Genomic DNA, 14,763 nt, shown 5'->3' with positions numbered 1-14,763 from the left:
ACGTGTCGGGATTGTAGAGAGCGGGGCTACAAGGGGCGGCGCTACTGACTCTCAGGCCTGGGCGGCAGCATCGCGGCCATGACTACGACTGAACTGCTCCCAATCGATCCCCGACGCCAATCCAAGTTTCTGTATTGGATGGGTTGGCGTATCTGCGAGATTGCCGAGGCTACGGGCGAAAAGGAAAAAACGCTACACAGCTGGAAAGCCCGCGACGAGTGGGACCGGGCGGATAACGTCGAGCGAATCGGTGGGGCGCTGGAAGCGCGTTTAAAGTTGGTTCAAGGAAGGCAAGAGCGGCGGGGACTTCAAAGAGATCGACCTGCTGCACCGGCAGTTGGAGCGACAGGCTCGCATCCAGCGCTTCCAGGGTGGCGGTACCGAAACCGAACTCAACCCCAACCTCGCAAAACGCAACGAAGGTCCGAAGAAAAAGACCCCGAAAAACGACATCAGCGAAGACCAGATCGAGCTGCTGCGCGAAGCGTTTATCGATGGGTGTTTCGACTACCAGAAAGACTGGCACCGGGCGGGCAATCAGCGCACCCGCGTCATCCTCAAAAGCCGGCAGATCGGCGCCACTTACTACTTCGCCCGAGAGGCTTTTATTGATGCGCTGGAAACCGGGCGCAATCAGATTTTCTTGTCGGCGTCGAAGAATCAGGCCTACCTGTTCCGTGGGTACATCCAGGCGTTTGCCCGTGAGGTCATCGGCGTCGAGCTGACCGGTGATCCCATCGTGCTGCCGAACGGCGCCGAATTGTTTTTTCTCGGTACCAACGCGCGTACGGCTCAGGGCTACCACGGCAATTTCTACTTCGACGAATTCTTCTGGACGTTCAAGTTTGAGGAGCTGAACAAGGTTGCATCGGGTATGGCGATGCACAAGAAGTGGCGCAAAACCTACTTCTCGACGCCGTCGACCATGGCCCATGAGGCCTACACTTTCTGGACGGGCGAGCGCTTCAACAAGGGCAAGCCGGCGGCTCAGCACACTAAAGTCGACGTATCCCACGGGGCGCTCCAGCAGGGTAGGTTCTGTGAGGACCGGTTGTGGCGACAGATTGTCACCATCCTCGACGCGGAGCAGGGCGGTTGCGACCTGTTCGACATTGAAGAGTTGCGGCGGGAGTACAGCCCGGAAGCATTCGCCAACCTGCTCATGTGCGAATTCGTCGACGACGGCGCGAGCATTTTCCCGCTGACGGTGTTGCAGCCCTGCATGGTCGACAGCTGGGTCGAGTGGGCCGAGGACTACAAGCCGTTTGCGATGCGGCCGTTCGGCGACCGCCAGGTGTGGGTGGGATATGACCCGGCGGAAACCGGCGATTGCTCGGGCCTGGTGGTGGTCGCACCTCCTTTGGTACCAGGGGGCAAATTCCGGGTACTGGAGCGTCATCAATTCCGAGGCATGGACTTCGCGGCGCAGGCGAGTGTGATCAAGGCCGTATGCGATCGCTACTGGGTGACGTACATCGGCATTGACGTCACCGGTCTCGGTAGCGGCGTGGCGCAGCTGGTGCGCCAATTTTTCCCCAATGTCACCACGTTCAGCTATTCGCCGGAGGTCAAGACTCGCCTGGTGCTGAAGGCCTACGACGTGATCCACCGGGGCCGGCTGGAGTTCGACGCCGGCTGGACCGACATGGCGCAGTCGTTGATGGCGATCCGCAAGACCATCACCGCAGGCGGTCGCCAATTCACCTACACCGCCGGCCGCAACGACAACACCGGCCACGCCGACTTGGCGTGGGCGCTCTTTCACGCATTGCACAACGAACCGCTGGAGGGGCAGACCACTGCCAACACCGGGCGGATGGAGATTTTTTGATGTCGAACCGCCGCAGAAATACCAAGCAGTTGGCCCATACGCCCATCGTGGCGACACAGGACTTTATCCCGCGCAGTGACACTAAGATGGAAGCGTTCAGTTTTGGCGACCCGTCACCGGTGCTGAGCGGCCGGGAGGTTTTCGATTATCTGGAGTGCTGGTTTAACGGGCGATGGTACGAACCGCCGCTTTCGTTGGATGGCCTGGCGCGGTCGGTGGGTTCCAGTGTGCATCTGCATTCGGGGCTGATGTTCAAGCGCAACTTATTGAGCAAGACGTTTATCCCGCACCGGCTGTTGTCGCGGGCAGCGTTCGAACAGTTCGCCCTGGACTTCCTGTGCCTGGGCAATGGCTATCTGGAAGGGCGGCGTTCGATGCTCGGCCCGGTGCGCGAGTTGGTACCGCCGCTGGCGAAGTACATGCGCTCGGGCAAGGACGGGCGGCAGTTCATGGTCCAGGGCTGGAAAGAGGAGCATGAGTTTGAACCGGGCACCGTTTTTCATCTGCGGGAAGCGGATCTGCACCAGGAGGTGTACGGCCTGCCCGAGTGGATCAGCGCCTTGCAGTCGGCGTTGCTGAATGAGTCGGCCACGCTGTTCCGCCGCAAGTATTACGAGAACGGCAGTCACGCCGGCTTCATTCTCTACATGACCGACGCCGCGCAGAACGAAGCGGATGTCGACTCATTGCGCAAGGCGCTGAAGGACTCCAAGGGGCCTGGCAACTTCCGTAATCTGTTCGTCTATTCGCCAAACGGTAAAAAGGATGGGTTGCAGATCATCCCAGTCAGTGAAGTTACGGCGAAGGACGAATTCAACTCGATCAAAAACCAGACCCGCGACGACGTGCTGGCCAGCTTGCGCATTCCGCCGCAGTTGATGGGCATCGTGCCGCAGAACGCGGGTGGGTTTGGATCGATTAGGGAGGCGGCGCAGATCTATGCAGCCAATGAACTGGAGCCGATTCAGGCGCGTATGGCGCAGGTGAATGACTGGCTCGGGGAGGAGGTCGTGCGCTTCAAGCCCTATGAAATTCCCGTGGGGGCCTAAACCCCCTGCGCAGCAAACGAGGCGACGAACCGGTGCGTCAACACCGGTTCGACGCTGAAACACTCGAACCAGCCGAGTGCTCCAACCAAGGCCTCGCCCCACTGCGCAGGGGGTGCGAAGCCTAAGCGAATCCAATTGTCGAAACAAGGATCACTTATGAGCACACCGATAATCCCGTGGATGGGCGGCAAGCGTCGCCTGGCAGATCGTCTAATTCCGCTGTTCCCACCCCATGAATGCTACGTCGAAGTCTTTGCCGGCGGCGCCGCGCTTTACTTCATGCGGCCCCAGGCCGCGCCGGTTGAAGTCCTCAATGACATCAACGGCGACCTGGTGACTTTATATCGCGTGGTGCAGAACCACCTGGAAGAGTTCGTGCGGCAGTTCAAGTGGGCGCTCAGCTCTCGCCAGGTGTTCGAATGGCAGAAGATGACCAGGCCGGAAACACTCACCGACATCCAGCGGGCCGCGCGGTTTTTCTACCTGCAGCACCATGCCTTCGCCGGCAAGGTCAGCGGGCAGAGCTTCGGTACAGCCACCACCGGCCCTGCCATCAACCTGCTGCGGATCGAGGAGAACCTGTCTGCTGCCTGGCAACGGCTGTCGGGTACCTACGTTGAGAACCTGGGGTGGCTGGAATGCGCGGAGCGGTACGACCGGCCGCATACCTTCCACTACATGGACCCGCCTTACTGGCAGACCGCAGGCTATGGAGTGGACTTTCCTTTTGAAAACTACGAGCGAATGGCCGACTTTATGCGCCGCTGCAAGGGCAAGGTGATGGTCAGCATTAACGACCACCCCGATATTCGGCGTGTGTTTGATGGATTCCACTTCGAAACGGTGGACATCCGATACAGCACCGCTAATCAGCGGCAGGGGAAAGCCGAGGTCAGCGGGGAGCTGATCATCATGAATTGGGAGCCCGATGCCTTCGGCGGGCTGTTCTAAGGAACGGGTTCAATCAAGCTGGCGTCCTTATTTCTCACGTTGCCCACGGCGGTGCTGACCTTGAACCATTCAAAGGTTTCGGACGGCTCGCCCTGGTGCAACACCATCTGCTCGGCACGTTCCTTCGGTGTTGCCGGATCCAGCCATTCGCGGGCAAGGTCGGGTGTAAGTACCACGGGCCTTCTGTCGTGGATGTCCACCATGCCACCAGCGCTATCGGCCGTAATGATCACAAAACCGTCATGCTCGCCGGGGCCTTCATCAGCATCTGGTAGCTGGCCAATGGCTGCGCACAAGATCGGTGCCCCGTCCCGCCTGCGGATCAGATAAGGCTGTTTCTTCGTTCCGCCTTCATCCACCCACTCGAACCAGTTGTCGATAGGCGTGATCGCACGGTGTGGCCAGATCGCCCTAAAGAACGGGCCGTGTGCAACCTTTTCGACACGTGCATTGATGGGCGCGGCCCGGTCTTTCGCCCAATGCGGGCGCCACCCCCATCGCACAGGATCGGCGTGTAGCAGCTCGCCTTGCAGGTGTAGTAACGCCACGTGGGTCGTTGGGGCGACGTTGTATCGCTCGATCGGCTGATCACCCACCGAGTTTGCCAGGGCATTGGGCATGCTCAGTGCCGCAACAAAGTCGTGGATTCCCCGGTACTGCGACAGTCTTCCGCACATGGCAAACCTTCTTTCCGTTTGACCTTAGACAATCGTGGTCGGCCGAGGTCTCATTTCATTGACGATGCGCCGCATCTCGTCCGCCTCCCGCCTGCTCGCATTGGACAATGTGGTCAGGTCGGCGATTTGCTTACGCATTGCTGCTGCTTCGGCCCCACGTTCCCGCAGATACCCCGCAAACTCAGTGTTCTTCGCCTGGGTTTCGAGAAGCATTTGACTGATACCGAAAACGTCTGCTCGCGCTTTGCGTAGTTGCAAATTGAGTTCCTGGATCTCGTTCTCCAGAAGACGGCAATGCTGTCGGTACATCTGCAGTGGGGTGGGGAGACCAAGCCATCCGAGGGTGTCTTCATCACTGTTCATGGGTACGAATCCAATACTGTATACACATACAGTAAATGACGTTTGGTCATGACGCGATTTGAGGCGACGAGCTGTAGGGGGGAGGCTGAGATTGGGCCGGAAAAGTCAGCTGGGAAGGATGAAAGTTTGCTCTTTCGCAGCGTGAAAAAACCCATTTCAACATAGCATTTTATAGATGTCACGGCAAGCGTAAGGGGCTGAGTGGACCAATAAACACGGGGCTTTCAGCATCTTCCGCCTACCGAGCAGTCGCAGCCAGGACAGGCCCAGGCTCACCGCTGCCAGGCCGGGGAGTTGGCGTGCTACATGAGGGCCACTGACGTGCTACAACTGGGGCAGTGGCATGTTTCAGCACTCGGCGCGCGCCGTCGTCCCCCCACCTCGCCTGCGGGCTAAATGGGTCGTTTTTTCTGCGCCCCTGCGGACCACTCTCGGCGGCTCCGGCTGGGCGTCTGGTTGGCGTTTTGGGAGGGGGGGAAACCTGCGGAACCCTGCGAGGGTAGGGGGATTGCTGAAGGGGGGTGGTGATGCTTGTAGGTGTTTTCAGGAAAAGCGTCGGAAAAGAGTAATTAGGAAATATGGTGGTAGGCAAACGCCTGGAAGCCCCGAATTCATTGGGGTTCGTGAATTACTTGAGTAAGTTATTTTTAGTAATTTATGAAGTAATGCTTTATTAACTTGTTGATTTTAAAGAGTTTTATCTTGTTTTGATATTACCTTTCATAGAAGTAATTATATAACCTATTTATTACTTGTATATTACCTTTCTGCTTCACCCTCAAAGCCTTAGAAATCAAGGGTTATAGCCGATTCAGTAGCTGAAATTGCTTGTCTTACCTTTTTCCGATGCCGAACCCAAAAAAACGCAACCGCTATACACGCGGCGCCTGCGCGCGCTTCTTTATGCACTCGTAATGATCATGCGCGAACGCTCTCTCGCACATCGCTGTCACCGCTAAGATGTGCTTGTCAGTGGTGTCGGGATTGGATCGACAAGAGCCTTGAGCCAGAGCGTCAGCGTGGTGATAGGTTCGGCCCGATGGAAGTGATGATTTACGGGGGGAAGTGGTACACAGTTTCAGATTCGTTCACAGCTCCACACGAAATCCGCGCGACCCTCAACTAGGCGCACAGTGCTTTTTCGTGAATTCCTTTGTGAATGATTAACTGTGCCTCCTGACTCGATCGGTAAAGTCTCTGACCTGCGTGGGCGTCAGGCAATTCAACTTACCGAATGTCACCAAGTGCTGGATCATGGCTTCTTGACTGCCGGGTTCCTGAGCGACCAGGCGCCGGCAGGTCTTCTCCAGGATCAAGCGCGCCATCTGCGGGTTCTCAATCATTGTGGCATCGAAGGCCAGCGCGATGGCGGTGGCCAACTCGCCCAGATCCGGATCCTTGCGCTGCAGCGCCCTTAGCGCATTCATCTGCCGGGCGGTGATGGGTAGCGACACGTCTCTCGTCCTTAGCAGTTATGGTCAGAGAGAATGGTAGACCAGACCCCTGGTATCCACCAAACGCAAAAAAAACCGCCGGAGCGGGGCTTGGTGTGGGGGCCATTGAACATAGGTCGCGTTCTGAATACCTACCGGCAAATTCACTATGGGGATGGTGAGTGCTAACTATCAAAGCACTAAACTTCCCGCAATTTACTTTTTAGAGGATGGGAGTTCTCGATCACCGAGTCTATTTTATCTTCAGTAAATCCGATAACTTTAAGAAAGTGCAGATTAAAAACAACCTCCATTCTCTGGCAAATAGCCCACATCTCCATCCCCTTGGCAGCTTTACCCTTTAAATCCTCACTGTAATGCGTTAGATAATTCCGTGTATCAACAATTTTTCTTAAAAATTTACTTCTGTCACTGCCACTTCCCAAGTGTTTTTTAAAAGGTTCGATGATTTTTTTCAGCCTCTTACCTAGATTAATTTCATTTCCATGCGCCAGTCGCCCTCTCAGCCATTCAACATGATCTGCGGGACATGTTTTAAGAATTCCCTCTACCAACAAATCAAACGTTACCGGTTCCATCAGTGTTTCAGTGCTAGTTCTCCTATGGTAAGTTTCGAGCCCTTGGGCCAAAGCTAAAAACTTACCGTCAAGATATTTATGAGCCCCCGCTTTAGTCGAAAAGTATAGATTCAATGCAGGAGATAAATCTTCATAAGCATTTAGCCATTTGTTCAGTACTTTCTCAGCATCATCCGAAATAGTCCTGTAGTTGAACAGCATTTCATGCCAGTTTTTTTTAGGAGCTTTTTCAGCGAACGGAATGCTTTGGTAGTAGATGGATATCGGGACGGGACTTTGCTTTTCTGTACTGGAGTCGAACTGAATCTCACGCGATGTTGCAACGAGATTTTTTATCGTGACGATTTCATTTGTTGCGAAACACATAAAATTTGTAATTTTGAAAACTAATGTCGTGAACTCGCTAAGATTAAGTAGTTTGTCCGACTCTAGCCAAAAATAAGCACGCTGGGTGATTTTTGCCTCAGTGAACTTGGGTGCGCCAGGTAAGGTATACGCGAAGCGAATTTCGAGCTTCAGTCCGTTGTCTAGCATTAGACTTATATCTTCTGGTGCACTATAAGTTATAGTTGCTGTATTTTTGTTCCAGTCAGTATCTACTTTTATGCCGCTTAAACCGACCCATTCATCCAAACAATCAACAGAAAAGGAAAGCGTATTAAACGTTACAGGTTCGTCTTTTTCCCATGCCGCGCCACTCAGCACTTGGTGAACTAGCACCCTCGATTTAGATATGCCACCAAACGCAATATTTTTAACGGTATAAAAGCAGTCATTAAGAGTTACCAGGCCGTCACCCTCCACATGACCAATTATTCGACTGATTTCTTCGTTATCTGTTGCGGCCTGAATATCATCATTGAAGTGACCTACAATTTCTAGTTCAATTCTTCCCCCGTCACTTATTGTTAGCACCCCAGGGATCTTATTTTCTTCGCTTTCAGGCAACCAGAAATAGCCTGTTTTTTTGTATTCCTGCTCTACTCTCATAGGACGTCCTTTTCAGTTTTGAAATTCGGCAGCAGACCGTTTTTTTAAAAAAAACAGCGAAATAAAAAGCTTTGTCTGATAGCTATAATATCGCTTAAGCCTGGCTAAGCCTTGTTTGATGTAACCTCTATTCTCACGAATCGAGTGAAGAGACGTGGTCAAATTTTTGGATTGATCTTATTTTTTGAATCTGAAACCAGTGATTTTTTTTTGGTCAAACCAAGGCTCAACTGGTCGGGTAGATGTTCTATCGAGATGAGCGCAAGATTGTCCGTGAGGATTCGATCATCTTCTAGAACTGCAAATGATGGAGCCCACTGGAGATCTTCTTTATCGAACTCATACACAAGTTGACGGCTAGGCAATCCCATGGCTTTTAACCTCGAGACCAAGAGCGCAGCCTGAGACGCCGCATCAGATAAGGCGTCGTGTGCCTGGTAGAGCTTTTTAACGTCTTTGCCTCGAAAAATGAAAGACACCTGGCAGCCATCATGGTGTGAATGGAAATCCAGTATTGGGTTATGGCGGTCAGCAATTCTACTCAGCAGTTTTCGTATCCAACCGCGGATCGCAAAATAACTATCCTTGCCTGCTTCGCTCGCAAAAGCTGTAACGAAGGGCTTCCCGACGAGAAGGGCGAACGCAATTCCTATAAGAATCAGTTGGTGGGAGGAGCCATCTCCATTATGTGATAGGGCAGTGCGTTTGATTCTTACTGGGGCGTCACTCGTAGCTTCATCTAGCCATGTATTTTCGACGTCTCTGGGGTCCGCCGCAATTTCAATTCTTACGTCTCCAGGCAAGTCGGGAAGATTCAACGGTGGTCGCGCTGGGGATGTGAAATCGAGCTTCAGATCTCTGAAAGATAGAATGTTTCCCCCAAAGTAGTATCCCAGGATGGCAGCGACAAATGCTCTGCCTGATGCTGTCTGAAAATAGGCACTTTCCAGGACCTCACCCTTTGGCTGTCCAGGATCATGATTATGGAGAAGGGTGAACGGAGCCTCGTTCACGCTAGTGACTAGCTCATGGGGGTTTAGGTCCAGTAGGAGCTCACCATCCTCACTGCGTGCATCCGACCATATTATCGATCGCGCAATCGTCCCGAAGGCACCCGACGAGTGTCTCCTTTCGGCTTCTTCAAGCCACTGAAGCGCCTGAGGGCTGTCGTTCAAAAGATCACTCATGGATATTCCTCGAAAAGTAGCGTTTCGCAGAGCATAGCAGCGAGTTTGAACGGATCATCCGTAAGATTGTTTTGACCGTTCTTTTTGATATTTTTTGAAGGGGGACAGCAGTGCGGCGGTACGAAAGTGGTACGGAGAACTGTTAGCGAGTCGCAACACTATGTATCTAGGGGCGGCTGGAATTAGTAGTTCCAATCCATCATCGGGGCGACGGAGAAGCGGCGGGAGAGTGGGGCGATTTGTAGGGGCATTGGGGCGTCTGAGTCAGCGGGGTGAATGGCGCGCAGTTTATCAGGGATGTATGTTGGGTGTCGGGGAGCCGAGATTTGCGTCCACTACCATTTCGAACGTGGACGCTGCCGTGTATGGAATACGCCGAGGATTTGCAGGCGATCACCGCGTACCCGATACGGAATCAGATATGACCAATTGGGGACTGCCCATTCACGGGTGTTTTTGACCCTGCCTTCACGACCCATAGAGGGAAATTGAGCCAGTTTGTCGATGCTGGCGAAAATGGCATCGGAGAAGTCGTCAGCAGCCGTTGGATTTTCGAGGGCGATATAGTTTGCTTCGTCTTCTAGATTTTTGAGCGTTTTTTCAAGCCACTCAACCCGCCTTCCGACTCCAGCGCCTAGCGCGCATGGCCGCCACTTGATCGTCGGTGGCGAATTTGCCTTGGTCGGCTTCTTTCACGGCCAACTCGATCTGGGCGGTCAGCGTTTTTTCATGCTCGATGTAGTCGCGAAGAACGTCCATCGCCAGGTAGGTCGCAGTCTGGCCGTTGCTTTTGGCCAAGTCGGCAAGAGAGTTGGACAGGTCTTCCGGCAGGGTTAGGGAGATTCTAGTCATGGCGACCTCGAAGGTGGATGGTTGTGGGCATCCTACACTGTGGATCGTTGGCTTGAATCAGCAGGTCGTCGCGAGGTGTATCCAGAAGCTACTAACCTTAATTCAGAGCATCATGGTTTTATCGATTTGGTCTAAGGGCATTCGCGGAAACCTTCCTACTCTTCTTTCGGCTTGCCCCTCAGACCACCCATTGCCTAACAAATCACGCAATCCCTATATCGATCAAATCAGTGCTCCCTCCGAACACCCAACCGGCAACCTGAACCCCTCCTGTCACCCAGCAAAGTTTCATCATTCCCGGCGTTTTTGAGGGCTACGATCCTCTTCAAGAGAGGACCTCGGCGCCTCCATTCCACAGGGAACTGAAACCATGATTTCGAACCTCGTCAAAGTCGTGATGGTTGCGGGTACGTTGCTGTTGAGTGCCTGTTCGTCGGGTTCTTCCGGCGTGAGCAGCGACCCTTGTTTTTCAGGCGGGTGCCAGGCGTTTGGGGACCATAGCCCCAGCAAAGCCGCCAAGATGAATTTTAGCGGCGGTGGGTTGGGGAGTAGTTATGGGGAGTATGGGGCGGGGTTGTTGCATGATGATTGATGGGGTGGTGGGCAGTCGTGAGTGTGTTGACTGACCCACTGCCATCGGGGGCAAGCCCCCTCCCACAGTTGGATCTTCATTGGATCGGGAAGTGTGGCGTCAGTGGCCGCCCTTCATGCGGCGGGCGATGAGGTAGATGCCCAGGCCGATCAACGCTGTAGCGGCGCCGATGTAGCCGGTGCTGGTCCAGCCATACCCGGCTGTAATCGCCATCCCGCCCAACCACGGTCCCAGCGCATTCGCCAGGTTGAACGCCGCGTGGTTCGACGCCGCCGCCAGGCTCGGGGCTTCGTGGGCGATGTCCATCAAGCGGATTTGCAGGGGAGCTGCCATGGCGATCATGGTGCCGACCAGGCCAATGCCCAGCAGCACGCTCCATAGCGAACTGGCGGCGAAGGTGAAGAAGATCAGCACGGCCATCGACCACACCATGATCCAACCCACGGCGCGAAATTGCAGGCGGTCGAACAGCTTGCCGCCGGCGATGTTGCCGATGATGCCGCCGACGCCAAACGCGGCGAGGCCGAAGGGAATCCACTGCGGCGAGACTTTGGTCACTTCCAGCATGGTCGGCGCCAGGTAGCTGAACACGCAGAACATCCCTGCAAACCCGATCGCGCCAATCGACAATGCCATCCACACCTGCGGCTTGGTGAAGGCGCGCAGTTCCTTGCGCGGGTCGCTGCGTTGTTCGTCGTGACGATGGGGCACGAATTGCCAGACCAGTAAGAGGGTGCACAGGGCAATCACGCTGACCAGTGCAAACGCCGAGCGCCAGCCCAGGTGTTGGCCGAGGAAGGTGGCGATGGGGTTGCCGAGCAGCATGGCCAGGGTCAGGCCCATCATCACGCGGGCCACGGCGCCGGCGCGTTTGTCGTTGGGCACCATGCTCGAGGCGACCACGGCGGCGATGCCGAAGTAGGCGCCGTGGGGCAGGCCGCTGATAAAACGGAAGGCCACCAGCGAGCCGAAGGTCGGGGTGAAGGCGGTGGCCAGGTTGCCCAGCGCATACAGGCCCATCAGTAACAGCAGCATATGTTTGCGCAGCAACTTGGCGCCGAGGATGGCCAGCAGTGGGGCGCCGACCATTACGCCCAGGGCGTAGGCGCTGATGGCGTGGCCGACTTGCGGTTCACTCAAATTCAGATTGTGGGCGATGTCGGGCATCAAGCCCATGATGGCGAATTCGCCGGTGCCGATCGCGAAGGCGCCCACGGCCATGGCCGCTTCCATTTTGGCGGCGCTGCGCGCGGGCAGCACATGCCCGGGTTTTTGCTGGATAGTCATGGGTAACTCTGGTTGGATGGAGCGCACGAAGGAGAGCCGCTGATGCTACGCAAGCGGCGGCAAAGGTGTCTAGAACAGCCGTTTGCGTCAGAGTTCCAGGCCTGTGACCCCTGGTCGCGCCTGCCGCGCTTGACATCGACGGGTTAAAAGCCGCGATTTAGAGCTGTCAATTGGCCAAACGGCGCATAAACGCCGTTTGCCGTGATATTCTGCGCGCCGTCCTGGTCTAGTCTCTCCTGGGTACGTACATCCGTATACGTCCCGGCGGTTGGCTGTCGCCCAGGTAGCTGAAGCCAATAATGATAAAAAGTCAGCGCAGAAGGGACATAAACAGTGAGGTCGATACGTCGGCCTTGTGTGCCCACCCTGCGGCCCTCTCGTGAATGTGCAAACCCCGCGGTGCGTTGCCTGGCGCATCGTGATGGAGGGTTGCCCATGATCAGGGGCGGTAGGGCGGATGGCGTTTTATCATAGGTGCTACTGATGTTTAAAAAAGTAAACACTGCCCTGCTGGGGCTGGCTTTGTCGCTGGGGATCAGCTCCGCTCAGGCGGAAGAGGCAAAGAAAGTCGATGTGCTGCTGATTGGCGGCGGCATCATGAGTGCGACCCTGGGTGTCTGGCTCAACGAGCTGGAGCCGGACTGGTCGATGGAGATGGTCGAGCGCCTCGATGGCGTGGCCGAAGAAAGCTCCAACGGCTGGAACAACGCCGGTACCGGTCACTCGGCCCTGGCTGAGCTGAACTACACCCCGGAAGACAAGAACGGCAACGTTGAGATCCCGAAAGCGGTCGAGATCAACGAAGCGTTCCAGATTTCCCGTCAGTTCTGGTCCTGGCAGGTCCGCCAAGGCGTGCTGAAGGACCCGCGTTCGTTCATCAACACCACACCGCACATGAGCTTTGTGTGGGGCGATGACAACATCAAGTTCCTGAAAAAACGCTACGAAGCCCTGAAGGCCAGCCCGCTGTTCGCTGGCATGCAGTACTCCGAAGACCCGGCGCAGATCGCCAAGTGGGTTCCGCTGATGATGGAAGGGCGTGACCCGAACCAGAAAATCGCGGCCACCTGGAGCCCGCTGGGCACCGACATGAACTTCGGCGAGATCACCCGCCAGTTCGTCGCTCACCTGCAGACCACGCCTAAGTTCGACCTGAAACTGTCGAGCGAAGTGCAGGACATCACCAAGAACGCCGACGGTTCGTGGCGTGTGAGCTACAAAAACCTGAAAGACGGCACCAAGACCGAAACCGACGCCAAGTTCGTGTTCATCGGCGCCGGTGGCGGTGCACTGCACCTGCTGCAGAAGTCGGGCATTCCTGAAGCCAAGGAATACGCTGGCTTCCCGGTAGGTGGTTCGTTCCTGGTGACCGATAACCCAACCGTTGCCGAGCAACACCTGGCCAAGGCCTACGGCAAGGCTTCGGTTGGCGCGCCACCGATGTCGGTTCCGCACCTGGACACCCGCGTGCTGGATGGCAAGCGCGTGATCCTGTTTGGCCCATTCGCAACCTTCTCGACCAAGTTCCTGAAAGAAGGCTCGTACCTGGACCTGCTGACCAGCACCACCACCCACAACATCTGGCCAATGACCAAAGTCGGTATTCGTGAATACCCACTGGTCGAATACCTCGCTGGCCAACTGATGCTGTCGGACGACGACCGCTTCAAGGCGCTGCAGGAGTACTTCCCGAACGCCAAGCAATCCGACTGGCGCCTGTGGCAAGCCGGTCAGCGCGTGCAGATCATCAAGCGTGACGAGGAGCAGGGCGGCGTCCTGAAACTCGGCACTGAAGTGGTCAGCTCCGCCGACAACACCATCGCAGGCCTGTTGGGTGCATCGCCAGGCGCGTCCACCGCGGCCCCGATCATGCTGACCGTGTTGCAGAAAGTGTTCAAGGACAAGGTCGCGACCCCTGAGTGGCAGGCCAAGCTGCACCAGATCGTACCGAGCTACGGTACCAAGCTGAACGACAGTCCGGAAGCGGTTGCCAAGGAATGGGCCTACACCGCCGAAGTCCTGCAACTGCCTACGCCGCCTGTGATTCCGCAAATGGCTGCACCCAAGGCCACCGAGGCTGCCAAGCCCGCGGCTGAGCCGAGCAAGCCGGCGTCTGATCTGGCGCTGTAAGCCAGGCTGATGCACAAAGCCCGCTGAACCGGTAACGGTCAGCGGGCTTTTTTGTGGGGCGGTGTTTAAGCGCGGGTGTGCTCGCGGTCGACCGGCGGCAGTTCGACCGTACGCTCGGCCGCGGCCAGGGCCGCCTTCAGCCCGGGCTGGTCCAGCGGCACGCAGTACGCGGGCTTGGCCCGCTCGAACCGCCAGCTTTCATCCAGGCTGCCGGCATCGACGGCGTCAAAGCCCAGCTCGTCGAGCAGGGTGATCACCTGCGCTTTGGCGACAGCATCGTCGCCGGCCACCGGCAATGCGCGACGGTCAGGTGCGCCGTGGGGGCGAGCATGATCGGTAATGTCCGCGGCGAAAATCGCGTTGAACACTTTGATCACCTTTGAGTGGGTGAAGTGTTCGGCGAGCAGTCGGCTGGTGGTGGTTTCAAATCGATCCAGCGCGGGGAAATGACCGTCGCGCTCCGGGTAGTAGTTGTTGGCGTCGAGCAAGGTCTTGCCTGCCAGCCACTGCGCCGGGACTTTTCGGTAGTGTTCAAACGGAATCGCCACCAGCACCACGTCACCAAACTGTGCGGCATCTTCTGCGCTGCCCACTTTGACGCCGCGTATGCCACTTACCACGCTGCTCATGGTCTGCGGGCCGCGAGAGTTGCTCAACATCACTTCATGCCCGGCCGCCAGTGCCCGCTGTGCCACGGCGCGCCCGATAAAACCGGCTCCAATCACGCCAATCTTCATGGTCTTGCTCCTGATAAAGGGGAAGCCGCTATGATGATTGGCAACCAAATGTCGATAAATATGCACTATGGCGTGGGTGTTGTTA

The 14,763-nt window shown here is 56.0% G+C and carries 13 protein-coding genes and 1 pseudogene; 5 read left to right on the top strand and 9 right to left on the bottom strand.

Going from position 1 to position 14,763, the window contains the following annotated elements:
* Positions 1-78: 78 nt before the first annotated feature.
* The 3 genes and pseudogenes from BM110_RS00460 (at position 79) to BM110_RS00450 (ending at position 3,831) form a co-directional block, all read left to right on the top strand.
* Positions 79-1,831, top strand: a pseudogene (locus tag BM110_RS00460) (terminase ATPase subunit family protein).
* Entirely contained in the window at positions 1,831-2,880 is a 1,050-nt protein-coding gene (locus BM110_RS00455) for a phage portal protein (protein ID WP_093511903.1), read from the top strand. The pseudogene BM110_RS00460 and the gene BM110_RS00455 overlap by 1 nt, the downstream one beginning before the upstream one ends.
* A 156-nt stretch (positions 2,881-3,036) precedes the next feature.
* Positions 3,037-3,831 (top strand): DNA adenine methylase, encoded by a 795-nt coding sequence (locus BM110_RS00450; protein WP_093511901.1) that lies wholly within the window; start codon positions 3,037-3,039, stop codon positions 3,829-3,831.
* Here BM110_RS00450 and BM110_RS00445 read toward each other — a convergent pair.
* The 7 genes from BM110_RS00445 to BM110_RS00415 form a co-directional block, all read right to left on the bottom strand.
* Positions 3,828-4,508: an SOS response-associated peptidase family protein gene (locus tag BM110_RS00445; protein WP_093511899.1), complete on the bottom strand. Its 681-nt coding sequence runs from the start codon at positions 4,506-4,508 to the stop codon at positions 3,828-3,830. The genes BM110_RS00450 and BM110_RS00445 overlap by 4 nt on opposite strands.
* 24 nt (positions 4,509-4,532) lie before the next feature.
* Positions 4,533-4,871 (bottom strand): hypothetical protein, encoded by a 339-nt coding sequence (locus BM110_RS00440; RefSeq protein ID WP_093511897.1) that lies wholly within the window; start codon positions 4,869-4,871, stop codon positions 4,533-4,535.
* A 1,163-nt stretch (positions 4,872-6,034) separates the two neighbouring features.
* Positions 6,035-6,325 carry a hypothetical protein gene (locus BM110_RS00435; protein WP_093511895.1) on the bottom strand — a complete coding sequence of 97 codons (291 nt, stop codon included), beginning with the start codon at positions 6,323-6,325 and terminating at the stop codon, positions 6,035-6,037.
* Between the two features lie 179 nt (positions 6,326-6,504).
* A complete protein-coding gene (locus tag BM110_RS00430) occupies positions 6,505-7,893 on the bottom strand; it encodes an ApeA N-terminal domain 1-containing protein (RefSeq protein WP_093511893.1) in 1,389 nt (462 codons plus the stop codon).
* Between the two features lie 158 nt (positions 7,894-8,051).
* Positions 8,052-9,080: a hypothetical protein gene (locus BM110_RS00425; RefSeq protein WP_093511891.1), complete on the bottom strand. Its 1,029-nt coding sequence runs from the start codon at positions 9,078-9,080 to the stop codon at positions 8,052-8,054.
* 335 nt (positions 9,081-9,415) lie between these two features.
* On the bottom strand, positions 9,416-9,739 hold the full coding sequence (locus tag BM110_RS00420; RefSeq protein ID WP_093511890.1) for a type II toxin-antitoxin system RelE/ParE family toxin: 324 nt from the start codon (positions 9,737-9,739) through the stop codon (positions 9,416-9,418).
* Positions 9,690-9,932: a CopG family ribbon-helix-helix protein gene (locus BM110_RS00415; protein WP_093511888.1), complete on the bottom strand. Its 243-nt coding sequence runs from the start codon at positions 9,930-9,932 to the stop codon at positions 9,690-9,692. The genes BM110_RS00420 and BM110_RS00415 overlap by 50 nt, the downstream gene beginning before the upstream one ends.
* A gap of 370 nt (positions 9,933-10,302) precedes the next feature.
* Here BM110_RS00415 and BM110_RS29695 point away from each other — a divergent pair, with 370 nt between their 5' ends.
* Positions 10,303-10,524, top strand: a complete 222-nt coding sequence (locus BM110_RS29695; RefSeq protein ID WP_093511886.1) for a hypothetical protein — start codon at positions 10,303-10,305, stop codon at positions 10,522-10,524.
* Positions 10,525-10,623: 99 nt separating this feature from the next.
* Here BM110_RS29695 and BM110_RS00405 read toward each other — a convergent pair whose 3' ends face one another.
* Entirely contained in the window at positions 10,624-11,811 is a 1,188-nt protein-coding gene (locus tag BM110_RS00405) for an MFS transporter (protein ID WP_093511884.1), read from the bottom strand.
* A 483-nt stretch (positions 11,812-12,294) separates the two neighbouring features.
* On the opposite strand from BM110_RS00405, the gene mqo reads away from it, so the two are divergent.
* Complete coding sequence (gene mqo / locus BM110_RS00400; protein WP_071489036.1) at positions 12,295-13,941, top strand: malate dehydrogenase (quinone); 1,647 nt, start codon at positions 12,295-12,297, stop codon at positions 13,939-13,941.
* A 65-nt stretch (positions 13,942-14,006) separates the two neighbouring features.
* Here the strand turns inward: mqo and BM110_RS00395 are convergent, their stop codons facing one another.
* Positions 14,007-14,693, bottom strand: a complete 687-nt coding sequence (locus tag BM110_RS00395) for an NADPH-dependent F420 reductase (protein WP_371914782.1) — start codon at positions 14,691-14,693, stop codon at positions 14,007-14,009.
* Between the last annotated feature and the right edge of the window lie 70 nt (positions 14,694-14,763).

This window comes from Pseudomonas sp. NFPP28, from assembly GCF_900115535.1.
Classification (GTDB): domain Bacteria; phylum Pseudomonadota; class Gammaproteobacteria; order Pseudomonadales; family Pseudomonadaceae; genus Aquipseudomonas; species Aquipseudomonas extremorientalis.
Note: the sequence above shows the minus strand (reverse complement) of the source record. Positions and strands in the feature narration are given on the sequence as shown.

What these genes read in the sequence shown, in the direction of transcription:
- BM110_RS29695 (WP_093511886.1), top strand. Translation starts at nt 10,303, where the DNA reads ATGATTTCGAACCTCGTCAAAGTCGTGATGGTTGCGGGTACGTTGCTG.
- BM110_RS00455 (WP_093511903.1), top strand. Translation starts at nt 1,831, where the DNA reads ATGTCGAACCGCCGCAGAAATACCAAGCAGTTGGCCCATACGCCCATC.
- BM110_RS00440 (WP_093511897.1), bottom strand. Translation starts at nt 4,871, where the DNA reads ATGAACAGTGATGAAGACACCCTCGGATGGCTTGGTCTCCCCACCCCA.
- BM110_RS00450 (WP_093511901.1), top strand. Translation starts at nt 3,037, where the DNA reads ATGAGCACACCGATAATCCCGTGGATGGGCGGCAAGCGTCGCCTGGCA.
- BM110_RS00405 (WP_093511884.1), bottom strand. Translation starts at nt 11,811, where the DNA reads ATGACTATCCAGCAAAAACCCGGGCATGTGCTGCCCGCGCGCAGCGCC.
- mqo (WP_071489036.1), top strand. Translation starts at nt 12,295, where the DNA reads ATGTTTAAAAAAGTAAACACTGCCCTGCTGGGGCTGGCTTTGTCGCTG.
- BM110_RS00445 (WP_093511899.1), bottom strand. Translation starts at nt 4,508, where the DNA reads ATGTGCGGAAGACTGTCGCAGTACCGGGGAATCCACGACTTTGTTGCG.
- BM110_RS00430 (WP_093511893.1), bottom strand. Translation starts at nt 7,893, where the DNA reads ATGAGAGTAGAGCAGGAATACAAAAAAACAGGCTATTTCTGGTTGCCT.
- BM110_RS00415 (WP_093511888.1), bottom strand. Translation starts at nt 9,932, where the DNA reads ATGACTAGAATCTCCCTAACCCTGCCGGAAGACCTGTCCAACTCTCTT.
- BM110_RS00425 (WP_093511891.1), bottom strand. Translation starts at nt 9,080, where the DNA reads ATGAGTGATCTTTTGAACGACAGCCCTCAGGCGCTTCAGTGGCTTGAA.